General features: G+C 70.5%; 21 protein-coding genes. 15 read left to right on the top strand and 6 right to left on the bottom strand.

The annotated features are described in order from the left end of the window. Positions 1 to 9 precede the first annotated feature (9 nt). Positions 10 to 1713: a carboxylesterase/lipase family protein gene (locus tag HNQ07_RS06750; RefSeq protein ID WP_184110163.1), complete on the bottom strand. Its 1704-nt coding sequence runs from the start codon at positions 1711 to 1713 to the stop codon at positions 10 to 12. A gap of 33 nt (positions 1714 to 1746) precedes the next feature. Between HNQ07_RS06750 and HNQ07_RS06745 the strand changes: the two genes are divergently transcribed. After that, positions 1747 to 2694, top strand: a complete 948-nt coding sequence (locus tag HNQ07_RS06745; protein WP_184110162.1) for an alkaline phosphatase family protein — start codon at positions 1747 to 1749, stop codon at positions 2692 to 2694. Positions 2695 to 2699: 5 nt separating this feature from the next. On the opposite strand, the gene HNQ07_RS06740 is transcribed toward HNQ07_RS06745, so the two are convergent. The 3 genes from HNQ07_RS06740 to HNQ07_RS06730 all read right to left on the bottom strand — a co-directional run bounded on the left by HNQ07_RS06740 (position 2700) and on the right by HNQ07_RS06730 (position 5426). Beyond that, complete coding sequence (locus tag HNQ07_RS06740) at positions 2700 to 3698, bottom strand: serine hydrolase domain-containing protein (RefSeq protein WP_184110161.1); 999 nt, start codon at positions 3696 to 3698, stop codon at positions 2700 to 2702. After that, positions 3695 to 4591 (bottom strand): N-acetylmuramic acid 6-phosphate etherase, encoded by an 897-nt coding sequence (murQ, locus tag HNQ07_RS06735; protein WP_184110160.1) that lies wholly within the window; start codon positions 4589 to 4591, stop codon positions 3695 to 3697. The genes HNQ07_RS06740 and murQ overlap by 4 nt, the downstream gene beginning before the upstream one ends. Before the next feature lie 64 nt (positions 4592 to 4655). Further along, positions 4656 to 5426 carry a GntR family transcriptional regulator gene (locus HNQ07_RS06730; RefSeq protein ID WP_184110159.1) on the bottom strand — a complete coding sequence of 257 codons (771 nt, stop codon included), beginning with the start codon at positions 5424 to 5426 and terminating at the stop codon, positions 4656 to 4658. Positions 5427 to 5547: 121 nt separating this feature from the next. Here HNQ07_RS06730 and HNQ07_RS06725 point away from each other — a divergent pair, with 121 nt between their 5' ends. The 11 genes from HNQ07_RS06725 (at position 5548) to HNQ07_RS06675 (ending at position 18041) form a co-directional block, all read left to right on the top strand. Continuing rightward, positions 5548 to 7317, top strand: coding sequence for an ABC transporter substrate-binding protein (locus HNQ07_RS06725; RefSeq protein ID WP_184110158.1), 1770 nt, complete (start codon positions 5548 to 5550; stop codon positions 7315 to 7317). A 94-nt stretch (positions 7318 to 7411) separates the two neighbouring features. Beyond that, positions 7412 to 8383, top strand: coding sequence for an ABC transporter permease (locus tag HNQ07_RS06720; protein WP_184110157.1), 972 nt, complete (start codon positions 7412 to 7414; stop codon positions 8381 to 8383). Beyond that, positions 8380 to 9501: an ABC transporter permease gene (locus HNQ07_RS06715; protein WP_184110156.1), complete on the top strand. Its 1122-nt coding sequence runs from the start codon at positions 8380 to 8382 to the stop codon at positions 9499 to 9501. Before HNQ07_RS06720 ends, HNQ07_RS06715 begins: the two co-directional genes overlap by 4 nt. 324 nt (positions 9502 to 9825) lie before the next feature. Next, positions 9826 to 11181, top strand: a complete 1356-nt coding sequence (locus HNQ07_RS06710) for an NAD(P)-dependent oxidoreductase (protein ID WP_184110155.1) — start codon at positions 9826 to 9828, stop codon at positions 11179 to 11181. Then, the gene (gene preA / locus HNQ07_RS06705; RefSeq protein WP_184110154.1) at positions 11174 to 12553 is read left to right on the top strand and encodes an NAD-dependent dihydropyrimidine dehydrogenase subunit PreA; all 1380 of its coding nucleotides are present in this window, start codon (positions 11174 to 11176) and stop codon (positions 12551 to 12553) included. Before HNQ07_RS06710 ends, preA begins: the two co-directional genes overlap by 8 nt. 33 nt (positions 12554 to 12586) lie before the next feature. Further along, positions 12587 to 12844 (top strand): hypothetical protein, encoded by a 258-nt coding sequence (locus HNQ07_RS06700; protein WP_184110153.1) that lies wholly within the window; start codon positions 12587 to 12589, stop codon positions 12842 to 12844. Positions 12845 to 12900: 56 nt separating this feature from the next. Beyond that, complete coding sequence (hydA, locus tag HNQ07_RS06695; RefSeq protein ID WP_184110152.1) at positions 12901 to 14286, top strand: dihydropyrimidinase; 1386 nt, start codon at positions 12901 to 12903, stop codon at positions 14284 to 14286. Beyond that, the gene (locus HNQ07_RS06690; protein WP_229831837.1) at positions 14283 to 15104 is read left to right on the top strand and encodes an ABC transporter ATP-binding protein; all 822 of its coding nucleotides are present in this window, start codon (positions 14283 to 14285) and stop codon (positions 15102 to 15104) included. Before hydA ends, HNQ07_RS06690 begins: the two co-directional genes overlap by 4 nt. A 3-nt stretch (positions 15105 to 15107) precedes the next feature. Beyond that, positions 15108 to 15992 (top strand): ABC transporter permease, encoded by an 885-nt coding sequence (locus tag HNQ07_RS06685; RefSeq protein ID WP_229831838.1) that lies wholly within the window; start codon positions 15108 to 15110, stop codon positions 15990 to 15992. After that, positions 15968 to 16954: an ABC transporter permease gene (locus HNQ07_RS06680; protein WP_184110151.1), complete on the top strand. Its 987-nt coding sequence runs from the start codon at positions 15968 to 15970 to the stop codon at positions 16952 to 16954. The genes HNQ07_RS06685 and HNQ07_RS06680 overlap by 25 nt, the downstream gene beginning before the upstream one ends. A 28-nt stretch (positions 16955 to 16982) precedes the next feature. Further along, a complete protein-coding gene (locus HNQ07_RS06675) occupies positions 16983 to 18041 on the top strand; it encodes an ABC transporter substrate-binding protein (RefSeq protein WP_184110150.1) in 1059 nt (352 codons plus the stop codon). A 124-nt stretch (positions 18042 to 18165) separates the two neighbouring features. Here HNQ07_RS06675 and HNQ07_RS06670 read toward each other — a convergent pair whose 3' ends face one another. Next, positions 18166 to 18861 (bottom strand): TetR/AcrR family transcriptional regulator, encoded by a 696-nt coding sequence (locus HNQ07_RS06670; RefSeq protein WP_184110149.1) that lies wholly within the window; start codon positions 18859 to 18861, stop codon positions 18166 to 18168. 138 nt (positions 18862 to 18999) lie between these two features. Here HNQ07_RS06670 and HNQ07_RS06665 point away from each other — a divergent pair, with 138 nt between their 5' ends. The 3 genes from HNQ07_RS06665 (at position 19000) to HNQ07_RS06655 (ending at position 22017) form a co-directional block, all read left to right on the top strand. Next, positions 19000 to 19863: an SDR family oxidoreductase gene (locus tag HNQ07_RS06665; RefSeq protein WP_184110148.1), complete on the top strand. Its 864-nt coding sequence runs from the start codon at positions 19000 to 19002 to the stop codon at positions 19861 to 19863. A gap of 115 nt (positions 19864 to 19978) precedes the next feature. Further along, the gene (locus tag HNQ07_RS06660; protein ID WP_184110147.1) at positions 19979 to 21226 is read left to right on the top strand and encodes a Zn-dependent hydrolase; all 1248 of its coding nucleotides are present in this window, start codon (positions 19979 to 19981) and stop codon (positions 21224 to 21226) included. Further along, positions 21223 to 22017, top strand: a complete 795-nt coding sequence (locus tag HNQ07_RS06655; RefSeq protein WP_184110146.1) for an aminoglycoside adenylyltransferase domain-containing protein — start codon at positions 21223 to 21225, stop codon at positions 22015 to 22017. The genes HNQ07_RS06660 and HNQ07_RS06655 overlap by 4 nt, the downstream gene beginning before the upstream one ends. Before the next feature lie 9 nt (positions 22018 to 22026). Here HNQ07_RS06655 and HNQ07_RS06650 read toward each other — a convergent pair whose 3' ends face one another. Then, entirely contained in the window at positions 22027 to 24132 is a 2106-nt protein-coding gene (locus HNQ07_RS06650) for a molybdopterin-dependent oxidoreductase (RefSeq protein WP_184110145.1), read from the bottom strand. Positions 24133 to 24276: the final 144 nt, after the last annotated feature.

Genomic DNA, 24276 nt, shown 5'->3' with positions numbered 1-24276 from the left:
GCTGGACTGTCACTTCAGCCCCAGGGACGACCACAGACCACACTGGTGGTCGGTGGCGACGTCGGTGCGCTGCGCGGCGCCGCCGGGCATGAAGACCTCGACGTTGCCCAGGGCCGGATCGAACGGCGGCCAGGCGGCCTGTGACGCCGGCCGGCCGGTCTTCACGAAGGCCGCCCACGCACTGCCGAAGTCGTTCGCCAGGGCGCGCTGCGCGGGCGTGAAGGCGGCCGGATCGGCCAGGCCAGACAGGCGGGTCTGGAACACGTAGACGAGGCTGGACCCGTGAAATGCCCCGAGGGACGTCAGGCCGGGCGGCACCTTCAGGGTCGTGACAGCCTGCGGGTCGTTGAATTCGAAGGCGTACACGGGAACGTGGGCCGACAGCGCCGTGCTCACCTGCACCGCGGGGCACGAGAACACCGCGTCGGTGAACAGCGTGGCGAAGGCCAGGGCGGGCGTCCCCGGTGCGCGGCCGGGATACGCCTTCAGGACCTGGGAGACCTTGCCCGCGCCGGTCAGCAGGCCGGCACCCCCCCAGTACAGCGGCAGCGAGATCGGGTTGCCGCGGGGCGACGCGAGCACCACGAACACGCGGCCCTCGTCATGGTTGGTGCCGACCAGCACGGGCACACGGTTGAACTGCCCGCTGCGGTACGCGTCGAGCAGTGGGCGCGGCAGGGTGGGGGTGCCGTACACCGGCGACCACACGAGGTTGGCGAGGGGCCGCAGCCCCGGCACCGCCGTCTTCAGGAGCGTGGCCGCGTCCCTGGCCCGCAGGCACGCGAGCACGTCGGTGCGGCACCCCACGCGGGCGGCCCATGCCACGTTACGCCGTTCGGCCTCGGGTTCCGTGACCGTGTTGCCGGGACTGGCGCACAGACCGCTCTGGATGATCGCTCCCTGGAACAGTCCGGCCGAGGTGGGGGACGCGAGGTGGGCGCACACGCTCATGCCCCCGGCCGATTCTCCGGCGATGGTGACGCGCGCGGGGTCGCCGCCGAAGGCCCGGATGTTGGCCTTGACCCAGCCCAGTGCCGCCTGCTGGTCCATCAGGCCGACGTTGCCGGACGTGCCGCCGCTCTCCGCGCTGAGGTCCGCCAGGGCCAGGAAGCCCAGCGCGCCCAGACGGTAGTTGGTGGTCACGACCACCACGCCGTGCGTGCGGGCGAACACCGAGGCGTCGTACAGGCTGCCCGCGCCGGACGTGAAGGCTCCGCCGTGAATCCAGACCATCACGGGACGCGGCTCGCTGGCGGGCTCCGCCGGTACGTACACATTCAGGTAGAGGCAGTCCTCCTGGCCGTCGACCGTGCCTCCCTGACCGTCGCTGAACAGGCCCACCACCACGTGCGCGCACTCCGGCCCGAAGGCGGTCGCGGCGCGTGGCGCGCTCCAGGGCACGGCCGGTTGCGGCGGGCGGAAGCGCAGCGGCCCCACCGGCGGCGCGGCGAAGGGCAGGCCGCGGAACACGTTCACGCCCGCCTCGGCGCTGCCCGTGACCGGGCCGAGCGTGGTCTGGCAGTCGGGGCAGGCTGCGCGCAGGCCGCGCCCATGAGGGTCACGACGAGGGCCACGGTGCGGATGACGGTGCGGGTGAGCGGCGATCGGGCCATACGGACTCCAGGGGGTGGCAGGGGCGGAGGGCCGGGCGTTCCGCCGCAGCTTACCCGGCGGGGCCGACCCGAACCGCCGCAGGTGGAGCGGTCCGGGCACGTCCGGCTGACGCTGCGGGGCTACCCTGCGGGCATGGCGGCTTCTCCCCACCCAGTTCCGGACCGCTCCGGTCACCGGCCACGCGGCGTGCGGTCCTCCCCTGTCCTGAAGCGGCTGCTGCTGACGGCCACGCTGGGCGTGACGGCCCTGACGGGCGCCCGGGCTCCGGCACCCACGCCCTTCGACCACGTGTTCGTGATCGTGCTGGAAAACACCGCGTATGCACAGGCCATCGGCAACCCGGAATTGCCCACCCTGACTACCCTGGCGCGCACCTATGGACTGGCGGCCGCGTACACCGGCGTGGCGCACCCCAGCCTGCCCAACTATGTCGCCATGATCAGCGGCAGCACCTTCGGCAGCGCCAGCGACGACACCCGCCAGCGCTTCCGGGGCGATACCCTGCCCCTGCAGCTGGAACACGCCGGGCGGGACTGGCGGGGCTACTTCCAGGGCCTGCCGCGCCCCGGCTGGGACGGCGGGGCAGCCGGCGACTACGGCAAGAAGCACAACCCCTTCATGCTGTTCGCGGAGATCGCCGCGGACCCGGCGCGGCGGGCGAAGGTTCTGGGCCTGGAGACGCTGGCCGCGGACCTGAAAGCGGGCCGCGTCCCGGCCTACACCCTGATCGTTCCGGACGTGTGCCACGACCTGCACGGGGCGCCACACTGCCCGCCGGGCCGCGCCCTGAACCGCGCCGCCGACGCCTTCCTGAAGACCTGGACGGACGCGATCCTGGCGTCGCCGGCGTGGACGGGCCGCTCGGCCCTGGTGATCACCTTCGACGAGGGCGAGGACGACGTGGGCGGCGGCGGCCGGATCGCCACGGTGGTCGTGACGCGAACCGGGCCGCGCGGGGTGACGTCGCGCACACCGTACACGCACTACTCGCTGCTGCGCACGCTGCAGGACGCGTGGGGCCTGCCTCCCCTGCGCGGCGCCGCGACGGCTGCGCCGATGACCGACCTGTTCGGCCGGTAGAGCCCTTAGTGCTGCGCGGCGAGCAGGGTGTTGCCGACCGCGCGGCGCAGGCCCTGGATGTCGAAGCCCGAGTGCCGGGTGGGGTGCACCCGGTTGGTGAGCAGCGCCCAGCCCAGGCCGCGCGCGTGGTCCACCCACACGCCGGTGCCGGTGAAGCCGGTGTGCCCCACGGCGTTCGGGCCAGCGAGGCTGCCGCCGCTCCAGCCGGGCTGCATCTGCACGAAGGTCAGGGTGCGGCCGGGCGCGGCGGGGCGCAGGGCGGCGTCCTGCGCGGCGGGGGGCAGCCAGCCGCCGCGCAGGATCAGTTCGGCGTGACGCAGGACGCCCGCCAGCGTGCCGAACAGGCCCGCGTGGCCGGACACGCCGCCGAGCGAGCCGGCGTTCTCGTCATGGACCTCGCCGCGCAGCATGCGCTCACGCCACGCGCAGCGCTCGGTGGCGACGGATAGGGCGGGGTCCGGCGCGAAGGTCAGGCCGTCGTCCAGCGCAAAGTCGCGCAGCGGGCGGCCGTGCACGCGTTCCAGCACGCGGCCCAGCAGCATGTACCCCAGGTCCGAGTACACGACCTCGCCGGGCTCCTGCATGGGCCACGCTTCCTGAATGATGCGGGCGCGGATGGTCGCGGCGTCGCCCCAGGTGTACACCGGCGCCCACGCCGGCAGGCCGGCGGTGTGCGTGAGCAGCTGGCGCAGCGTGCGCGACCGCAGCGGCGTGTCCTGCATCCACGCGAGTTCCGGCAGGAAGTGGCCCAGCTCGTCGTCGAGGTCGAGCAGGCCGTCCGCCACGGCGCGCAGCACCTCGCGCGCGGTGAACAGCGGCTTGGTGAGGCTGGCCAGGTCGAAGAAATGATCGGCACCCAGCGGCTCGGCAGTGGGCTCCCGCTGCGCGAGACCGAGCACTACGGTGTCTCGCTGCCCCGAGGCGTCCACGACCCCCAGCGCCGCGCCGGGCAGGCCGGCGGCGAGCGCGGCGTCCAGCACGGCGCGGGTGCTCTGCGGAATCACGGCCGCTCCAGGGCCGCGCGGGCCTGACCGCCGGCGGCGCGCAGCCGGGCCTCTGCGTGGGAAGCGTCCACGCCCAGCAGCAGCATCACGACCGCAGTCTTCACGTGGCCGTCGGCCTGCGCCAGGGCAGTGCGGGCGGCGGCCTCGTCCGCGCCGGTCGCGTGCACGACCAGCCGCAGGGCGCGGCCCTGGAGCTTCTCGTTGCTGGCGCGCATGTCGACCATCAGGTTGCCGTACACCTTGCCGAGCTGCACCATCAGGGCGCTGGACAGGGTGTTCAGCGCGATCTTCTGCGCCGTGCCGGCCTTCAGACGGGTGCTGCCGGAGATCACCTCCGGGCCGGTGTCGAGCAGCACCGGGCAGTCCACTGCCGCGAGCAGCGGCGTGTCGGGGTTGTTGGCGATGCCCACCGTGAGCGCCCCGGCCGCGCGGGCGGCGTGGATCGCGCCCAGCACGTACGGGGTGGTGCCGCTGGCCGCCAGCGCGAGCAGCACGTCGTCACGGCCCACGCCGGCGGCCCGGACGTCGTCCTGACCGGCCTGCACGCTGTCCTCGGCGCCCTCGACGGCGTGGCGGATGGCGCCCTCGCCGCCCGCGATCAGCGGCACGGCGCGCTCGGGCGGCCACGAGAAGGTGGGCGTGAGTTCGGTGGCGTCCAGCACGCCCAGGCGGCCGCTGGTGCCCGCGCCGGCGTACACCAGCCGGCCCCCGGCGCGCAGTCGGGGCAGCGCGGCCCCCACCGCGCCCGTCAGGGCCGGCGCCGCCGCCTGCACGGCGCGCACGGCGTCCTGCTGGTCGTCCACGAAGGCGTCCACCAGCGCGCGCAGGTCCAGCCGGTCGAGGTCGGCGTGGGCCGGATGGACGGCCTCGGTGCGGCGCGGGTCGGCGGTCATGGTGCCCCCTGGGGACGGGCGAGGGTCGGAGCGTGTGGCGCGGGCGGTCGCGGCGCGGTGGGCATCAGGTGTCATTGTCCCCGTGGAGTTCCATCACGAAGTCGAAGCGGTCGCCGCGGTACTGCGCGCGGGCGTACTCGATGGGCAGGCCCTCGGCGGTCCACGACACGCGCTCGGTGGCCAGCAGCGCCGCGCCGACCGGCACGTTCAGCTGCGCGGCCAGCGTGAGGTCCGCGTTCACCGCGCGCAGGTGCCGGATGCCGCGGCTGGGTTCGAGGTTGCGGCGGCGCAGCAGGGCGTACAGGCTGGTGTCCGTGACGTCCGCTGCGGTGAGCACGCCGACCATGGTGGCCGGCAGGGTGCTTTCCTCGATGGCGAGGGGCTCGTCGTTCGCGGTGCGCAGGCGCCGCACGCGGTACACGGACTCGGTGGGCGACAGCGCCAGGCTCAGGGCCTCGTGCGCGGTGGGCCGGCCGCGTTCGAAGGCGAGCACGCGGGCGCCGGGCCGCTGCCCGCGCGAGCGGACGTCCTCGGAGAAGGAGGAGAGCAAACCCAGCGGGCGGCTGGGCATCTCGCCGGGGCGGGCGGGGGGCGTGACGAAGGTGCCGCTGCCGTGTTTGCGCAGCAGCAGGCCCTGTTTTTCAAGCAGCGCCAGCGCCTGACGGACCGTGACCCGCGAGATGCCGAGCTGGGCAGCGAAGTCGCGCTCGGCGGGCAGGGCGCTGCCGCGCCGCAGCTCGCCGCTCTCGATACGGCGTTGCAGCTGCTGCGCGACCTGCACGTACACGGGCGTGGCGCTCTCCGCGTCGATGGGGAGGGACCAGTGGTCGGTCATGGGCATCCTCAAGACGATACCACTTTCAGACCACGATCCGGAAGACTTGCAAGTGGACGAAGAGTGGTATTAGTGTGGGTGGAACATCATCATGCCATACTCCCCGCACCCGGAGGTTTTCATGTCACACCGTACCCGCACGCCCCACCTGGCTGCCGCCCTCGTCACGCTCGCCCTGATCGGCGGCGCCTCGGCCGCGCCGAAAAAAGTCACCGGCTACAGCAGCCTGGGCGTCACCGACGGCAAGTCCGGCGGCACCTACACCCTGAGCCTGGGGGACAGCCCACAGAGCCTGAACTACTACGGCGCCATCGACAACAACCTGGGCCTGATCTCGCAGCAGCTGTTCGACGGCCTAGTCGAGTTCAACCTCGCCACGTACAAGATCGAGCCCGCCCTGGCCGAGAGCTGGACCATCAGCCCCGACGGCAAGGTCTACACCTTCAAGCTGCGTCAGGGCGTGAAGTGGAGCGACGGCCAGACCTTCAACGCCGACGACGTGATCTTCACGTACAAGAACCTGATCGCCAACCCCGAGACCCGCGCCGGCGACGCCGGGAACTTCAAGCTCGGCGGGCAGGACGTGACGTTCACCAAGGTAGACGACTACACCGTGCGCTTCACGCTGCCGCGCCCCGCGCCGGCCTTCCTCCTGCAGCAGCGCTACTTCATCCTGCCGCAGCACAAGCTGGTCAAGTTCTCCATCGACGGGGGCGCCAAGGCCGCCGACATCAACGGCGCGTGGCCCACCAACGTGGCGCCCAGCGAGGTCGTCGGCACCGGTCCCTTCAAGCTCGACTCGTACACGTCCGGGCAGAAGGTCTCGCTGGTGCGCAACCCGAACTACTGGAAGGTGGACGGCAAGGGCCAGAAGCTGCCGTACCTCGACCGGGTGGACTTCCTGATCATCCGCGATCCGCAGGCGCAGCTCGCGCAGTTCCTGGCGGGCAACCTCGACCAGCTGAACTCCAGCGGCGCGCAGTTCCCGGACCTCAAGCAGAAGGAACTCGCCGGCGGCGCGTTCAAGGTCAACCGCTTCACGGCGCTGTTCGGCAGCCCGCCCTTCGTGGCCTACAACTTCGACGACAAGGACGCGGCGCTCGCCAAGGTGTTCAGCGACGTGCGCTTCCGCAAGGCCATGCAGTCTGCCGTGAACCGTGAGCGCGTGATCGACACGGTGTACAACGGCCTGGCGAGCCTGCCCGGCCACGGCGTTGCCCCAGCCAACAAGGCGTTCTACGTGAACACCACCCGCCAGCTCGGCAGCTTCGACCTGGCCGCCGCGGGCGCGGCGCTGGACGCCATGGGCCTGAACAAGAAGAACAGCGCGGGCGTGCGACTGCTGCCGAACGGCAAGCCGCTGGAGTTCGACCTGACGTACGGCACGGACTCGGCGGTGTACCCGCCCATCGCGACCATCCTCCAGAGCGACTTCGCCAAGGTCGGCGTGAAGGTCAACCTGCGCGGAATTCTCAGCAGCAAGCTGCTCTCGACCGGTCTGGCCGGCGACTACGACATGATCCTGCACGCCTTCGGCGACCAGCCGGACCCGGAACTGCGCCGCCCCATCTGGGAGCCCGGCGGCAGCCTGTACTACTGGCACCGCTCGCTGCAGCCCGCCAAGGACGGCGAGACCCCGAACGTCGCCAAGATGGCCCCGTGGGAAAAGGAGATCTACTCGATCTTCGAGAAGGCGGCCGTTACGCCCAGCGCCAGCGAGCGCAAGGCGCTGTACACCCGCTGGCAGCTGCTGTTCGCGCAGAACCTGCCGGTCACGCCCATCGCCAAGCCCGAGAACATCGGCGCGGTCAGCAACAAGTTCGGGAACTACGTGTACAACCTCGGCGTGATTCCCGGCTACAACCCCGTTCCGCTCATCTACCAGAAGTAAGTCGCCAGGGGAGCGTGGTGAGGCCCGCCCCCGGCGTCTCACCACGCCCTCTTTCGTTCCCCGGAGTGTCCACCGTGCCCCTGAGTTCCCGTCCATGCTGACCTACGCCCTGCGCCGCGTGCTGGGCATGATCCCCACGCTGCTGCTGATCAGCGCCGTGTGCTTCGTGGTGATCAACCTCCAGCCCGGCTCCTTTCTCGACCAGTACCTCGAAGATCCGCGCGTGACCAAGGAAACGGTCGCCGCCATCACCAAGCAGCTCGGCCTGGACCAGCCCGCGTGGGTGCAGTACCTGACGTGGATCAAGGGCATCGTGCTGCACGGCGACTTCGGCTTCTCGTTCGCCAACGGCCGCCCGGTCAGCTCGCTGATCTGGGAACGGCTCGGCTGGACCGTGTTCCTGGCGGTGCTCACGCTGATCGTGAGCTGGGTAATTGCCATTCCGCTGGGCATCTACACCGCCATCAACCGCTATGGCCCGGCGTCCACCTTCGCCAACTTCCTGGGCTATGTCAGCCTCGCCACGCCGGACTTTCTGGTGGCGCTGCTGCTGATCGCGCTGGTGCTGCACTTCGGCGGCACGAACGTGGGCGGCCTGTTCAGCCCGAAGTTCATCGACGCGCCGTGGAGCCCGGCGCGCGTGCTCGACCTGCTCAACCACCTGTGGATTCCCATGATCGCCATCGGGCTGGAGGGCGTGGCGGGCCTGATGCGCCAGATGCGCGCCAGCACGCTGGACGTCATCAACCAGGACTACGTCCGGACCGCGCGCTCCAAGGGCCTGGACGAGCGCACGGTGCTGTGGCGGCACGCGGTGCGCAACGCGATCAATCCCCTCATCAGTCTCGCGGGCCTGAGCCTGCCCAGCCTGATCTCCGGGACGATCATCGCCAGCATCGTGCTGAACCTGCCCACCATCGGGCCGTTCCTGTACGACTCGCTGTTGAACAAGGACCAGTACGTCGCCATGACGCTGCTGCTGTTGAGCGCCGCGCTGCTGCTGCTCGGGAACCTGCTCGCGGACCTCGCGCTGGCGTGGTCCGACCCACGCGTGAGGTTCGAGTGACCGCCACCCTCTCCCCCACCGCGCCGACCGCCGAGGTCCGCCAGACGCCGCTGAGCCTGGCCCTGCGGCGCTTCCGGCGCAACAAGGTCGGTGTGCTGAGCTTCTGGGTGCTGGTCGCGCTGTACGTGATCGCCATCTTCTCCGGGTTCCTCTCGCCATACTCGATCACCGCGCAGCACCAGGACAACCCGTACCAGCGGCCGCAGGCGGTGCACGTGGTGCACCAGGGCAAGCTGATGCGGCCCTTCGTGTACGGCTTCAAAAAATCCCGCGATCCCGTGACTTTCAAGGCCACCTTCGCGCCGGACACCTCGCGCCCCATCCCGATCCTGTTCTTCGTGCGCGGCGACGACCCCACCGAATCGCGCTACTCGCTGCTGGGCGTCTTCCACAGCCAGTGGCACCTGTTCGGCGTGAAGGAGGGCTTCTACTTCCCGCTGGGCACCGACAAGTTCGGCCGCGACCTGCTGTCGCGCATGCTGGTGGGCGCGCAGGTCAGCCTGACGGTCGGCGTGATCGGCGTGCTGATCTCCTTCGCCATCGGCATCGTGCTGGGCGGGGTCAGCGGGTACTTCGGCGGCTGGGTGGACAACGTCATCCAGCGGCTGGTGGAGATCCTGCTGTCGTTCCCGCGCCTGCCGATCCTGCTGGCGCTCTCGACGATCATCCCGGCGCGTTGGCCCTCGACGTGGGTGTATCTGGGCATCGTGGCGGTGCTCGCGCTGATCGGCTGGGCGGGGCTGGCGCGGGTGGTGCGCGGGCAGGTCATCTCGGCGCGGAACGTGGACTACGTGCAGGCGGCGCGCGGCCTGGGCGCCAGCGACCTGCGCGTGATCCTGCGGCACATCATGCCGAACCTGAGCTCGTTCCTGATCGTCACGGCGACCCTGGCGCTGCCCGGCTACATCCTGGGCGAGAGCGCCCTGAGCTTTCTGGGCCTGGGCATCAAGGAGCCCATGACGTCGTGGGGGCTGCTGCTGAAGGACGCGCAGAACTTCGAGACCCTGAGCCTGTACCCGTGGCTGCTGCTGCCCGGCGTCCTGATCGTGATCTCGGTGCTGGCCTTCAACTTCATGGGCGACGCCCTGCGCGACGCCGCCGACACACAGAGCCGCTGACCACGGGCACAGCGCGGACTGGTACCATGGGGGCACCAGTCCGCGCTGTCCTGTTCCGCCGAGGTGTCGGAACGTCCTTGTTTATGCACAGGTTGCATATTTTCGCGCTGCGATCATTCGCCCGAACGATTGTTGTTTTTACCGACCAGAACGTGGCTTTCCCGTCATCTGGGCTGGACGTGAATTTGGCGTTGACTTTCTCTTTATTCACGCCCTAGCATGCGCCCAATACGCGGTTAATCGTCTCCTGAGAGGGTCTGAACCGCTTCCCGCTCCGCCCCGGCCGGCGGCGCCGGGAGGCCCACCACGCCCCGGAGGTTCCTGATGACCGATGCGACCGCCCACGTCCCGCCGAACACCCCCGTGCCCGACGCGAACCTCTTCGCGGAGACGTACATGCCGCTCACCCCGCACGAGGCGACGGTCGAGGCGAACCGCTGCCTGTACTGCTTCGACGCGCCGTGCCTCCAGGCGTGCCCCACGCACATCGACATCCCGACGTTCATCCGCAAGATCAGCACCGGGAACCTGCGCGGCAGCGCCCGCACCATCCTGGAGGCGAACTTCCTGGGCGGCACCTGCGCGCGGGTGTGCCCCGTGCAGGAACTGTGCGAGGGCGCGTGCGTGCTGAACGCCGAGGACAAGCCCATTGCGATCGGCCGCCTGCAACGCTACGCGGTCGACCACGTACAGGAGCGCGGCGTTCAGCTGTTCCAGCCCGGCCCCGCGACCGGGCGCCGGGTGGCCGTGGTCGGCTCCGGGCCGGCCGGTCTGAGCGCCGCCGCCGAACTCGCCAAGCTGGGCCACGCGGTCACGCTGCTGGAAAAACGCGAGCTGGGCGGCGGGCTCTCCACATACGGCATCATCGTGCTGCGCGAACCCGTTGAGGTCTCGCTGCGCGAGGTCGAGGCGGTCAGGGCACTGGGCGTGGACGTGCAGACCCAGCGCGAACTCGTCGGCGCGGCCGACCTCGACGTGCTGCTGGCCGAATACGACGCCGTGGTGCTGGCAGTGGGCCTGGGCGCGGTGCCCGCCATGGGCATGCCCGGCGAGGAGTACGTGCTCGACGGCCTGCAACTCATCGAGGACAGCAAGGTGAGCCCGGACGCGCTGCAGGTGGGCCGGCGCGTCGCGGTGATCGGTGCGGGCAACACCGCCATCGACGCGGCGACGATTGCCCGGCGGCACGGCGCCGACGTCACGATGGTCTACCGCCGCACGGAAGCCGAGATGACCGCGTACCGCCACGAGTACGAGTTCGCGCTGCACGAGGGCATCAATTACCAGTTCCTGACCCAGCCGGTGCGCGTCGTGACCGAGGGGGACACCGTGACCGGGCTGGAGTGCGTGCGGATGGTGCTGGGCGTGCCGGACGCGTCGGGCCGGCCCAGCCCCCGGCCACTGCCCGGCAGTGAGTTCGTGATTCCCTGCGATCAGGTCATCAAGGCCATCGGGCAGGAGAAGCCCGCGCTGGCGGTCGCGCTGGGCCTGGAACTGGATCACGGGTACATCGCCGTGGACGGCGGCATGCGGACCAGCATTCCGCGCGTGTACGCCGGCGGCGACTGCGTGCGGGCACGCGGCACCGCCAGCACGGTCATGGCCGTGCAGGACGGCAAGTACGCCGCCGCCGCCATCCACGAGCAGCTCTCGGCACCCAAGGAGGCCGCGCATGGCTGACCTGAGCATCGACTTCGCGGGCATCCGCGCGCCCAACCCCTTCTGGCTGGCGTCCGCGCCGCCCACCAACAGCGGGCACCAGATCCACCGCGCCTTCGAGTACGGCTGGGGCGGCGCGGTGTGGAAGACCATCGGCGCGCCGGTGCTGAACATCTCCAACCGCTACGGCGGCCTCAGCATCGCCGGGCAGCGCCTGCTCGCCATCAACAACGTCGAGCTGATCAGTGACCGCCCGCTGGACGTGAACCTGCGCGAGATCGCGGAGGTCAAGCGGATGTGGCCGGACCGCGCCGTGATCGTCTCCGCGATGGTGGACGCCGATCCGCAGGCGTGGCGCGACATCGTGATGAAGATCGAGGACACCGGCGCCGACGGCATCGAGCTGAACTACGGCTGCCCGCAGGGCATGAGCGAGCGCGGCATGGGCGCGGCCGTCGGGCAGGTGCCGGAGATGTGCGAGCTGAACACGCAGTGGGTCACGTCCATCACGCGGCTGCCGGTGATCGTGAAGCTCACGCCGAACATCACGCACATCACCGAACCCGCACACGCCGCGCTGGCGGGCGGCGCGACGGCCCTGAGCCTCATCAACACCATCAACTCGGTCATGAAGATCGATCTGGACACGCTGAGAATCACGCCGAACATCGGCGGGCGTGGCACGCACGGCGGCTATGCCGGCCCGGCGGTCAAGCCCATCGCGCTGAACATGCTCGCCGAGCTGATGACGGACGCGCGGGTGCGCGCCAGCGGCGTGCCGATCAGCGGCATGGGCGGCATCGTGACGTGGCGCGATGCGGCGGAATTCCTGCTGCTGGGCGCGACCTCGCTGCAGGTGTGCACCGCCGCCATGCACTACGGCTACCGCATCGTCGAGGACATGATCGACGGCCTGAGCAACTGGATGGACGACAAGGGCTTCGCCACCATCTACGACGTCGCCGGCAGGGCGCTGCCGCAGACGAGCACCTTCGGGGAACTCGATCTGAGCTACCAGGCGGTCGCCCGCATCGACCCGGACAAGTGCATCCAGTGCAACCTGTGTTACGTGGCGTGCAACGACACCGCGCACCAGTGCATCGACCTTGTTGCCGACGGCGGCGTGCGCGTGAACCCCGGCTTCGACGTCCGCGCGAACGGCAGGCAGGTCGCGGACACCCGGCCGCAGCCGGTCGTGCGCGAGCCGGATTGCGTCGGGTGCGCGCTGTGTGCGAACGTCTGTCCGGTGGACGGCTGTATCGAGATGGTCAGCGTGCCGTCGGGGCGCGAGAGCATCACGTGGGATCAGCTGACCGCGCAGCGGCCCGAGGTTGCCACGAGCTGGGATGCCATGATGGCCTACCGCAAGGAACAGGGCATCGACATCCACTGAGCACCGGCCACGGACGTCCACCGGGGAGCAGACATGAACAACAAGCGCAACTCACTGGTGGTTCTCGCCCTGATCGGCACCTTCGTGGCGGGCAGCGTGGTCGGCCCGACCGTCGCCCGCGCACAGGGCACCGCCGCGACGAACAAGTTCCCGCCCAGCAAGTTCGCGTGCGTGACCACCGTCACGAGCACCAACATCGCCATCGAATCGTGCCGCAACGCGCAGATGGCCTGCGCCATCGCCTACGACAACACCCCGAACGGCCGCGCCGTGCAGTTGCAGTGCAAGTGACCACGGCCGGCTGAGCGGCCCCCGTCCCTCTCTCTGGCCCCCTCTCTGGAGCTGACATGACCCTGCTCATCAAGAACGGCGAGATCGTCACCGCGGACCGGCGGTACACGGCGGACATCCTGGTCGAGGGCGAGACCATCGCGCAGATCGGGGAGCACCTGAGCGCGCCGGACGGCGCCGAGGTGATCGACGCGAGCGGCAAGCTGGTCTTCCCCGGATTCATCGATCCGCACGTGCACGTCCATCTGCCGTTCATGGGGACGTTTGCCAAGGACACGCACACCACTGCCAGCCAGGCGGCCGTGATCGGCGGGACGACCACGTACATCGAGATGCTCGCGCCGGGTGGCAGCGAGGACCTGATGGACGCGTGGCACCTGTGGTCCGGCATGGCCGAGGGCCACAGCGCGTGCGACTACACCTTCCACATCGGCGTGACCGCGTGGAATGACGCGACCGAGGGCTACCTGCGCGAGCTGGTCGCGGGCGGCATGACGTCGTTCAAGGTGTTCCTGGCGTACAAGGGCGCCTTCGGGATCGAGGACGCGGCGCTGTTCCGCACGCTGACGCTGGCGAAGGAACTCGGCGTGGTCGTCACGGCCCACTGCGAGAACGCGGAACTCGTGTCGCAGCTCCAGGCCAAGCTCCTTGCCGAGGGCAAGACCGGGCCGGAGTGGCACGAACCCAGCCGCCCGGAGCAGGTGGAGGCCGACGGCACCGCGCATTTCGCCACCTTCCTGGAGATGACGGGCGCGGAGGGCTACGTGGTGCACCTGTCGAACGCCCGTGCGCTGAAGGCCGCGCTGGACGCCAAGGCGCGCGGCGTGAACCTCCACATCGAGTCGGTGATTCCGCACTTCCTGCTGGACAAGACCTACGCCGAGCGGCCCGGCGTGGAGGGCGCCAAGCACGTGATGAGCCCCCCGCTGCGCGACAAATCGAACCAGAAGGCGCTGTGGACGGCGCTGGAGCGGGGCGAGATCGACACGGTGGCGACCGACCACTGCCCCTTCGACGTAGCGCAGAAGCACATGGGGGACGGCGACTTCACAAAGATCCCCAACGGTATTCCCGCCATCGAGGACCGCGTGAACCTGCTGTACACCTACGGCGTCAGCCGGGGCAATCTGGACGTCCACCGCTTCGTGGACGCGGCGAGCACGCGCACGGCGAAGATCTTCGGCCTGTACCCGAAGAAGGGCGAGATCGCGGTGGGCTCGGACGCCGATCTGGTGATCTACGACCCGGCGTACCGTGGCAAGATCAGCGCCGAGACCTGCCACGTGAACAACGACTACAGCGGCTTCGAGGGTATGGACATCGACGGGCGGCCCAGCGTGGTCACGGTGCGCGGTCAGGTCGCGGCGCGGGACGGCGAGTTCGTGGGCGATCCGTCGCGCGGGCACCTGCTGCGCCGCCACCCGCACGGGAGCACCGCTTGAGCGCACCGGCCACCCCATACACCGTCGGCACGGACGCGGCGGCCGTTCACCTGCGGAACCTGAACATGGTGTTCCGGGGCGCGGGCAGCGACACCATCGCGTTGCAGGACGCCACGCTTGCTATCCGGCCCGGCGAGTTCATCTCGCTGATCGGGCCGTCGGGCTGCGGCAAGACCACGCTGCTGCGGCTGATGGCCGACCTGATCACGCCCACCAGCGGCGAGCTGCGGATCGGCGGCAAGACGCCGGCGCAGGCGCGGCAGGCGCGCGAGTACGGCTACGTGTTCCAGGCTCCGGCGCTGATGGAATGGCGCACGGTCCTCCAGAACGTGATGCTGCCGCTGGACGTCATGAACCGCCCGAAGGCCACCCGCGAGACGCGGGCGCGCGAGATGCTGGAGCTGGTGGGTCTGACCGGTTTCGAGGGCCGCTACCCGTGGCAGCTGTCGGGCGGCATGCAGCAGCGCGTGTCCATCGCGCGGGCGCTGGCCTTCGATCCGCCGCTGCTGCTGATGGACGAACCCTTCGGCGCGCTGGACGAGATTACCCGCGAGAAGCTGAACGGCGAGCTGCTGCGGCTGTGGCAGGACACGCGCAAGACGGTGGTGTTCGTGACCCACGGCATCACCGAGGCGGTGTTCCTGAGCACCCGCGTGGTCGTGATGACCGCGAGACCCGGCAAGATCGAGGGCGTGGTGGACATCGACCTGCCACACCCCCGCACGCAGGAGACGCGCGAGTCGCCGCGCTTTTTTGAACTGGCCACGCGCGTGCGCGAACTGCTGCGCAAGGGACACGGCTTCGATGTCGAGGAGTAGCCGATGACGACCCTCCGCCGGCCGGGCAGCATCGGAACCCTGGGGCCGATGCTGGTCGTGGCCGTGGTCGTGCTGGCCCTGTACTGGCCGCTGATGCTGTGGGCGAACGTGGGCCAGGCGCAGCGGACGCTCGACAGCGGCGCGGAACTGGAGTGCAAGACGGCCATCGCGTGCGCCACACAGCTCCGCAACCCGGTGCTGCCGGCCCCCGCGCAGCTCGGCGCGAGCTTCCGCACCATGAGCACGCCGCCGATGTCCCCGACCAGCGTGCCGTACAACACCCTGGTCACCGCCGGTGAGACGCTGGTCGGCCTGGGGATCGCCACGGTGCTGGGCGTGATCCTGGCCGTGGGGCTGGTCGCCAGCCGCGCCTTCGAGCGCGTGACGCTGCCGTGGCTGATCGCGTCGCAGACAGTGCCGGTGGTGGCGCTCGCGCCCATGCTGGCGGTGGTGCTCGGGCAGTACGGCGTGCAGGGCTGGCTGCCCAAGGCGCTGATCGCGGCGTACATCGCGTTCTTCCCGGTGGCGGTGGGCGTGTCGGCGGGCCTGCGCAGCCCTGACCCCATGCAGGAAGACCTGATGCGCACGTACCGCGCGTCCGGCTCCCAGGTGTTCTGGAAGCTGCGGCTGCCGGCCAGCCTGCCCTTCCTGTTCACGTCGCTGAAGGTCGCCGCGACGGCCGCGCTGATCGGTTCCATCGTGGCGGAGATCAGCACCATCTCCTTTGCGGGACTGGGCAAGATGCTGGCGGAGAACTCGCGCGCATCGGACACGCTGGCGCTGTGGGTGATCATGCTGTACGGCGCGGCGCTGGGCATCGCCCTGGTGGGTCTGCTGGGCGTGGTCGAGAGGCTGGTGACGCCGTGGCGAGCGGGACAGTCGCGGTGACGCTGACGCGCGGGGGCAGCCGCACCGCACTCGGCTGGGCGCTGCTGGCGCTGGGCGCGCTGCTGCTGCTCGCGGCGGTGTGGGTGGTGTGGCCCTACCCGCTGGACAGCGTGCCGCCGGGCCGCAAGGCGCTGAGCATCGCCCTGACGGTGCTGGGCGCGCTGGGCGGCGTCGCGGGGCTGGGCGCGGTCGCCGCGCGCCTGTCGGGGCTCCTCCCGGCGCTGATCGCCGCGCTGCTGGTCCTGATCGGCGTGGAGGCGCTGCTGCGGGCCTTCGGGGTGCCGCCGGGCCTGATTCCCACGCCCACGCGGGTGGTGCAGGCGCTGTGGTCGGCCCGCGCGGTGCTGCTGCAAGACGCCCGCGTGACCTTCGTGCAGGAGACCCTGACCGGCTACGCAGCGGGCGCCGCGCTGGGCATCCTCGTCGCGCTGGCGGCCGTGCGCTTTCCGTTCCTGGAGCGCGGAGCGCTGCCGTACGCGGGCCTGTTCTCCAGCATTCCCATCGTGGCGCTCGCGCCGGTGGTCGTGAAGGCCTTCGGGCTGGAGTGGACCAGCAAAGCGATCATCGTGGCGATCACCGTGTTCTTCCCCGTCGTGGTGAACGTGGTGCGCGGCCTCCAGAGCGCCAATCCCCTGCTGCTCGACCTGATGCGGACCTACGCCGCCCCGCCCGCACAGGCGTTCGCGCTGGTGCGGGTGCCGAGCGCCCTGCCCTTCCTGTTCAACGCGCTCAAGGTCGCCTCGACCCTCGCCATGATCGGCGCCATCGTCGGGGAGTTTTTCGGCACAACCGGGCGCGGCCTGGGCTTCCGCATCCAGATCGAGGCCGGGCGGTTCAACCTCGATATCGTGTGGGCAGCCATCGTGGTCGCCTCCGTGCTGGGCATCGCGTTCTACGCGGTCATCCAGTGGCTCGAACACCGCTTCACGGGCTGGCACGCCAGCCGCCGTCTGAACCGTTAACCCGCTCCCCACGTTCCGGAGGTTCCCGATGAAGAAAGCCCTGCTGTTCGCCCTCGCCGCCGCCACCCTCGGTTCCGCCCACGCCGCCAACGTGCCCGTCAAGCTCCAGCTCAAGTGGTTCCCGCAGGCGCAGTTCGCGGGCTTTTTCGTCGCGCAGGCCAAGGGCTATTACAAGGCCGAGGGCCTAGACGTGACGCTGCTGCCCATCGGGGACCAGTCGCCCATCCAGACGGTCGCCACCGGCACCGCCGACTTCGGCACCACGTGGATCACGGACCTGCTCACCGCGCGCCAGCAGGGCCTGCCGGTCGTGCACATCGCGCAGCTGTTCCAGAAAAGCGGGTACACGCTGGTCAGCCTGAAGACCAAGGACATCATGAAACCGGCCGACCTGATGGGCAAGAAGATCGGCGTGTGGCCCAGCGGCAACGAGTACCCGGCCGTGGCGCTGCTCAAGAAGAACAACATGACCAGCAGCCTGGACAGCAGTGTGGCGAACCCCAGCGTGCAGGCCGTGACGTATCCCTTCGACCCCAGCCTGGTGTTCCCGGACAAGGTCGATGCGGTCTCGGCCATGACCTACAACGAGGTCGACCAGATCGTGGGCCTGGGTTACCCGCTGGACAAGCTGAACATCATGAGCGCCGCCGACAACGGCGTGAACCTGCTCGAGGACCTGATGTTCACCACGCAGAAGGTGCTCGACACCAAGAACTTCAAGGGCAGCGGCATGAGCGGCCAGGAAATCGCCGCGAAGCTCGTGCGCGCCACCCTGAAGGGCTGGAACTACGCGGTCGCCAACCAGAAGGAAGCCGTGCAGATCGTGCTGGTCAACTGCGGCAACACCTGCAAGGGCTCGGGCACGCGCGCCAGCGCCGCCGGGCACCAGACGTGGCAGATGGCCGAGATCGCCAAGCTGTACAAGGCCGGCCCGACCCTGAAGGGCATGGCCGGGTACCTCGATCCCGCCACGTACCAGGCCAACGTGAAGCTGCTGATGGACCTGGGCATCCTCAAGAGCATGCCCAGCGCCGGGGCCGTGAACTACAGCGTGTGGGAAATGGCGACGGGCAAGAAGGCGAAGTAAGTCAGGACCAGCTCCGGGCCGACCACAGGAGGCTCGGGGGACGGAAGACGGCGGATACCGCACACCGTGCCGTATCCGCCGCTCTCGTGCCGCTCAGCGCAGAACGCGGGTCGCTCCACGGACCTCACATCAGCCGGCGCAGCCACTCCGTCAGCAGATACCGCTCGGCCTCGCTGAAGGGGCTCGGCTCGGCCTTGAGCACGGCGGCCAGCGCGACGGCGTGGGCGGCGGCACTCGGCCCGGGGGGCGTGGCGTCGGCGGGTTCGGGCGTGAGAATGACGCTCAGGACGGCGTCCAGCATGGCGTCCGACACGCTGGGGTCGGGGATGGGGTCACTGAGCTGTCCCAGCGTGTAGCCCAGGCCGGCGCGGTGAACCATGGCGGCCGCGCGTTCGACGCCCGTGGTGAGCCGTCCGGTCGCGGCGATGCGTTCTATCAGGGCGTGGAGCGCCGCGAAGCCCTCGCGGGCGGCGGGGGACAGGGTGCCGGATTCTGGCGCGGCGTACATCAAGGCATACAGGTGCGGGTGCTTGAGGCCGAAGTCCACGTGCAGGTGCCAGCCCTCGCGGAGTTCCTGCACCGGATCGGCGCGCCGGGCACGGGACGCGTTGGCCCGCAGGTACGTGTGGAAGCCGGCGCTGGCGACGGCGTCCAGCAGGCCGCGCATGTCGCCGTAATGGCGGTAGATGGTGGGGGGCTGGACGTTGGCCGCCACGCTGACCGCACGGGTGGAGACCGCGTCGATCCCGCCGGTCTCCAGCAGCGTCAGGGCAGCGTGCAGGATGCGCTCCTGTGGCGAGGGCACCGGGGACGACATCATATATCGATGATAACACCCTATCGCTATCACCTTGACATATCACTGGAATCAGAATACCGTTACCGCTGGCAGCTCCAGGGCAACGTTTGATCTGGCCCCACCCTTCCCCGCCCCTCTTCGCTCGACAAGGAGACCACCATGATTCTCGTCACCGGAGCCACCGGCCACCTGGGCCGCAGCGTCATCGACCAGCTCCTGAAGATCGGCCCGGCCGGCGGGGTGGCCGCCCTGGCGCGGGATGAGGGCCGGGCCGCGGACCTGCGGGACCGGGGCGTGGACGTCCGGATCGGGGAGTATGACGACCGCTCGTCGCTTGAGAGGGCCATGCACGGCGTCGAGCGCGTGCTGCTGATCGCCGGGACCGACGAGGAGCGGCGTGTCCAGCAGCACCAGCAGGTGGTGGACGCCGCCAGAGCAGCTGGCGTGCAGGGCGTCGCCTACACCGGCCGGACGCTGAAAGATCCCTCCACCATGGCGAACGTCCTCATGGACGGGCACTTCCGGACCGAGGAACTCGTCCGGGCCAGCGGCCTGCCGTTCACCATCTTCCGCAACGTCCTGTACATGGACACCCTTCCGCGCTTCGTGGGCGAGCGGGTGTTCGAGACCGGCACCATCGCGCTGCCCGCCGGTGAGGGCCGCGTCGCGTTCGCCCTGCGCCGGGAAATGGGCGAGGCGATGGCGAACGCCCTGGCGGCCGACGTGTGGCCGCGGGAGCTGTACCACCTCACCGGCGGCGTGGCGGCTTCCTTTGATGACGTGGCGGCCGAACTGACCCGGCTGTCGGGGCGCCAGGTGACCTACCGCCCCACCGAAGCTGGCGCCTTCGCGGCACAGATGGTCGAGCGGGGGGTCCCGGAGGTGGTCGCCCGGCGGACCGTGGGATTCATGACCGACATCGCCAACGGCCAGGAGGACGAGGTCAGCCCGGACCTCGCCCAGCTCCTGGGACGCGCTCCGGCGACGCTCCACACGGGCCTGAAGGAACTGTTCGGGATGTGACGCGGGCGTCTTGGCGACCCGGGCGTCCGCCCGCATCGGAGCCCGGCCGGGGACGCGACGCGGCGTGCCCAGGCCGGCTCTTTCCACGGCCGGAGCCCGTCCGTTAAGGTGGATCATGCCCCTGCATCCCCAGCGGACCATCGACGACCTCAAGGCCCTGCGCGAGCTGACCGGTGACGAGCAGGGGGCGCAGCGGGTGGCCTTCACCGACACGTGGCTGGCCGCGCGCGCGTTCCTGAAAGAGCGCCTGGACGCGCTGCCGGTGGAGCAGCGCCAGGACGCCGCCGGGAACTGGTGGGCGACCATGCCCGGCGACTCCGAGCGCGTGCTGGTCATCGGCGGGCACCTGGACAGCGTGCCCAACGGCGGGTGGCTGGACGGCTGCCTGAATGTCCTGGCGGGCGTGGAGGTGCTGCGGCGCATAAGCGAGCAGTACGGCGGGCGACCCCCCGTGACGCTGAAGCTGGTGGACTGGGCCGACGAGGAGGGCGCGCGCTTCGGGCGGTCGCTGTACGGATCGAGCGCGGCAGGCGGCAACATCGACATCGCCGAGATGCGCAAGCTGCGCGACAAGGACGGCGTGGGCCTGGAGGACGCGCTGGCGCGGGTGGGCGTGACGCTGGCGGACGCCCCGCAGGCGAGGAAGGAGCTGGAGGGCGCCGCCGCGTACCTGGAACTGCACATCGAACAGGGGCCGGTGCTGGAAGGGCTGGGCCTGCCGCTGGGCGCGGTGCTGGGCACGGTGGGGGTCGAGCGGCACACCGTCACGTTCCACGGCCAGGCGGCGCACTCGGGCTCCACGCCCATGAACTTGAGGCGGGACGCGTTCCGTGCGGCGGGGCAGCTCGCGCAGGAGATCTACACCATCGCGGAGCGCCACGGGGGCGTGTGCACCATCGGCCGCTGCACGACCCTGCCGGGCATCGTGACCAGCGTGGTCGAGACCTGCGAACTCACGCTGGACCAGCGCCACCTCGACGCCGGGAAGCTGGCCGCGATGTGGCAGGACGCGCAGGACGCAGCCCGGCGCTTCGCCGAAGAGGGCGGCTGCACCGCGAGTTTCGGTGACCTGTGGTACATCGAGCCGATCCCCTTCCACCCGGAGCTGATCGACGCGGCCGAGGCGAGCGTGCGCGAGGTCTCGGGCACGGCCCACCGCCTGCCGAGCGGACCGCTGCACGACGCGGCCGAGGTCGCCCGCTCTGGCGTGCCGACCGTGATGCTGTTTGTGCAGTCGCTGCGCGGCATCAGCCACAACAGGATCGAGGACACGCTGGAAGAGCACCTCGTACAGAGCGTGGAGGCGCTGGACCGCCTGACGGACCGCGCCATCGCGTGGGTCCTGGCGCAGCCCGGCGCATGACCGACTCGATTCCCACGGGCATCGCGGACCTGGATGCCCTGCTCGAGCAGCTGGCCCGCGGCGCGCGGCTGATCCTGGGTCCGGAGTTCGTGGCGGCCTTCCTGCACGGGTCCTTCGCGCTGGGCGACGCGGACGACGGCAGCGACGTGGATTTCATGGTGGTGGTGCGCTCGCCCCTGACGCCGGCGCGCGAGCGGGCGGTCCAGGCCCTGCACCGGCACCTGCATGACCTCAGCACGCCGTGGGCGCGGCATCTGGAGGGCTCGTACATGCCGCTGGACGTGCTGCAGAGCCCCGACGCGGCGGGCACTCCGGTGCCGTACTTCGACAACGGCAGCGTGGTGCTGGAGCACTCCGCGCACGACAACACCCTGGTGGTGCGCTGGATCGCCCGCGAGCACGGCCTCGCCCTGGCCGGGCCGGGACCCCGCGACCTGATCGATCCGGTCACGCCGGACGCCCTGCGTGCCGAGGTGGACGCGACGCTGCGGGCGTGGTGCACCGAGTTGCTGTCCAATCCCAGTGCGCTGGACGACGGCTGGCGCCAGCCGTACGTCGCGCTGAGCGTGGCGCGGATGCTGCACACCCTGGAGACGGGCGAGGTGCACTCCAAGCGCGCCGCCGTGACGTGGGCGCAGGCCCGCTGGCCCGGCTGGGCCGCGCTGCTGGAACGCGCGTGGGCGCAGCACCCCGGTCAGTTCGGGCGCGTGGGCACCCCGGCCGTGCCGGGCGACCTCGACCTCACGCGGGCGTTCATCCGCCTCGCGCTGGAGCAGGCCGCGAGCCACTGAACGCAGCGGTCAGTCGGCGGACATCGCCTCGGTCACGGCGGCGCGCACCGTGACCGGCACGCCGTTCAGGGCGGCGTTTCCGGTCAGGGCGTCCACGCGCTCCGGGTCGGTCAGGTCGTTCACGCTGGCCCCCGCGTGGGCCTGCGCGACCGCGAGGCGTACGCCGACCCGCCCGTGGCCGAAGCCGTGCGGCAGGCACGCGACGCCCGGCATCACGTCCTCCGTGATCTCCAGCGGCACGGTCACGGCGCCCACGCGCGACTGCACGGTCACGTCCTGGCCGTCCTGAAGGCCGCGGGCGTCGTGCGGGTGGAGCTGCACGGTGCAGCGCGCGGGGCCGCGCATCAGGCGGGGCGTGTTGTGCATCCAGGAGTTGTTGCTGCGCAGATCGCGGCGGCCGATCAGCACCAGGGGCGGCACTGGGGCGCGCAGCGTGGCGTGCAGGCGCGGCAGGTCGGCCAGCATCGCGGCGGGCGCGAGGTGCACGCGGCCGCCTGCGGTCAGCAGGCGCTCCGGCAGGCACGGCGTCAGCGGGCCGTAGTCGATGCCGTGCGGGTGGGCGCGCAGGTCCTCGACGCTGGTGGCGTACGGGCCGTGCTTCAGGCCCAGATTCAGGCGGGCCTCGGGCGACGTGCCCGCCTTGCCGGTGAGGCGCTCCGTGAGGCCCGCGAAGATCTGGTGGTCATAGCGCTGGTCCGGCCCGATGGGAAACACCGGATCGGAATAGCGGGCGGTGTTGCGCACCGCGAAGTGGTGGAAGATCACGTCGTAGTGCCCGACCTCCAGACCGGTGGCGGGCGGCAGGATCACGTGCGCGTGGCGGGTTGTCTCGTTCAGGTAGGGGTCGATGCTGACCATGAAGTCCAGGCCCGCCAGCGCCCGGTCGAGGCGCGCGCCGTCCGGCGTGGACAGCACCGGATTGCCGGCGATGGTGACCAGTGCGCGCACCTGCCCGTCGCCCGGCGTGAGCATCTCCTCGGCCATCGTGACGTTCGGGAGTTCATGGTCGAATTCCGGCAGGCCCCGCACCCGCGACGTGTAGCGCCCGTGGTGCACCTCGCCGGCCCTGGCGCGCAGCAGCAGGTCGAAGGCGGGGCGGGGGAACATCGCGCTGCCCGGCGTGTCGAGGTGTCCGGTGACGATATTGAGCGCGTTCACCAGCCACTGCGACAAGCCCCCGAAGCTCTGCACGCTCAGCCCGATACGGCCGTAGGCGACCGCCCGCTCCGCCCGCGCGAAGTCGCGCGCCAGGCCGCGGATCACGTCCGCCGGCACGCCCGTGGCGGGCGCGACTGCTACCGGCGTGTAGGGGGCCGCCGCCTGCCGCAGCGCCTCCAAGCCGTCCGTGAAGGTCTCCAGGTGCCCCAGGCGTTCCAGGAACTCCACGAAGATCACGTTCAGCAGCCCCAGCAGCAGCAGCGCGTCGGTGCCGGGCCGGATGGGGTGGTACTCGGTGGCAAGGGCGGCGCTCTCGGTGCGGCGCGGGTCGAAGAGCACCACGCGCCCGCCGCGCTCGCGGATGGCCTTCAGGCGCCCGCGCATGCCCGGCGCGGTCAGGATGCTGCCGTTGCTCGCGGCCGGATTCGCCCCCAGCATCAGGAAGAAGTCCGTGCGGTCGATGTCCGGGATGGGCAGCAGCAGCGGGTGGCCGAACATCTCCGCGCCCGCGAAGTGGTGCGGCAACTGATCGGTGCTGGTCGCGGTGAAGCGGTTGCGGCTGCCGATAGCCTTCAGGAACGCGCTGGCCGACAGCAGCGTGCCACTGTTGTGCACACTGGGGTTGCCCTGGAAGCTCGCCACGGCGTCCGGGCCATGCGCGTCCCGGACGGCGCTCAGGCGCGCGGCCACGAAGTCCAGCGCGGCGTCCCACTCCAGTTCCTCCCAGGCGTCGCCCACGCGGCGCAGCGGGCGTTTCAGGCGGTCGGGGTCGGCGTGCAGGTCCGGCAGCGCCGTGCCCTTGGGGCAGATGTGGCCGCGGCTGAGGGGGTCGTCGGGGTCGCCGCGCACGTCGGTCACGCGGCCACCCTCGACCGTGAGGCGCAGGCCGCAGATGGCCTCGCAGAGATTGCAGGCGCGGAAATACACGCCGTCGGCGGGCAGGTCGGGCTGGGTCATGGCGTCCCTCCAGAAGTCGTGCCCCAGTGTCGCACGCCGGCGTGAACGGCTCGGCAGGGGCGGCGTGGCCAGCAGAGTGTCCACCAATTGTGCAAAGGGATGCACATTTCATGCCGTTTGCAGGGAACTCCGGCTATACATTCC

It is taken from the genome of Deinococcus metalli (genome assembly GCF_014201805.1).
GTDB classification, from domain to species: domain Bacteria; phylum Deinococcota; class Deinococci; order Deinococcales; family Deinococcaceae; genus Deinococcus; species Deinococcus metalli.
This window is presented reverse-complemented; position numbering and strand designations above follow the sequence as displayed.

Coding starts and splice junctions, on each gene's coding strand:
- HNQ07_RS06745 (WP_184110162.1), top strand. CDS start 1,747: ATGGCGGCTTCTCCCCACCCAGTTCCGGACCGCTCCGGTCACCGGCCA.
- murQ (WP_184110160.1), bottom strand. CDS start 4,591: ATGACCGCCGACCCGCGCCGCACCGAGGCCGTCCATCCGGCCCACGCC.
- HNQ07_RS06730 (WP_184110159.1), bottom strand. CDS start 5,426: ATGACCGACCACTGGTCCCTCCCCATCGACGCGGAGAGCGCCACGCCC.
- HNQ07_RS06725 (WP_184110158.1), top strand. CDS start 5,548: ATGTCACACCGTACCCGCACGCCCCACCTGGCTGCCGCCCTCGTCACG.
- HNQ07_RS06720 (WP_184110157.1), top strand. CDS start 7,412: ATGCTGACCTACGCCCTGCGCCGCGTGCTGGGCATGATCCCCACGCTG.
- HNQ07_RS06710 (WP_184110155.1), top strand. CDS start 9,826: ATGACCGATGCGACCGCCCACGTCCCGCCGAACACCCCCGTGCCCGAC.
- preA (WP_184110154.1), top strand. CDS start 11,174: ATGGCTGACCTGAGCATCGACTTCGCGGGCATCCGCGCGCCCAACCCC.
- HNQ07_RS06700 (WP_184110153.1), top strand. CDS start 12,587: ATGAACAACAAGCGCAACTCACTGGTGGTTCTCGCCCTGATCGGCACC.
- hydA (WP_184110152.1), top strand. CDS start 12,901: ATGACCCTGCTCATCAAGAACGGCGAGATCGTCACCGCGGACCGGCGG.
- HNQ07_RS06685 (WP_229831838.1), top strand. CDS start 15,108: ATGACGACCCTCCGCCGGCCGGGCAGCATCGGAACCCTGGGGCCGATG.
- HNQ07_RS06675 (WP_184110150.1), top strand. CDS start 16,983: ATGAAGAAAGCCCTGCTGTTCGCCCTCGCCGCCGCCACCCTCGGTTCC.
- HNQ07_RS06670 (WP_184110149.1), bottom strand. CDS start 18,861: ATGATGTCGTCCCCGGTGCCCTCGCCACAGGAGCGCATCCTGCACGCT.
- HNQ07_RS06665 (WP_184110148.1), top strand. CDS start 19,000: ATGATTCTCGTCACCGGAGCCACCGGCCACCTGGGCCGCAGCGTCATC.
- HNQ07_RS06660 (WP_184110147.1), top strand. CDS start 19,979: ATGCCCCTGCATCCCCAGCGGACCATCGACGACCTCAAGGCCCTGCGC.
- HNQ07_RS06655 (WP_184110146.1), top strand. CDS start 21,223: ATGACCGACTCGATTCCCACGGGCATCGCGGACCTGGATGCCCTGCTC.
- HNQ07_RS06650 (WP_184110145.1), bottom strand. CDS start 24,132: ATGACCCAGCCCGACCTGCCCGCCGACGGCGTGTATTTCCGCGCCTGC.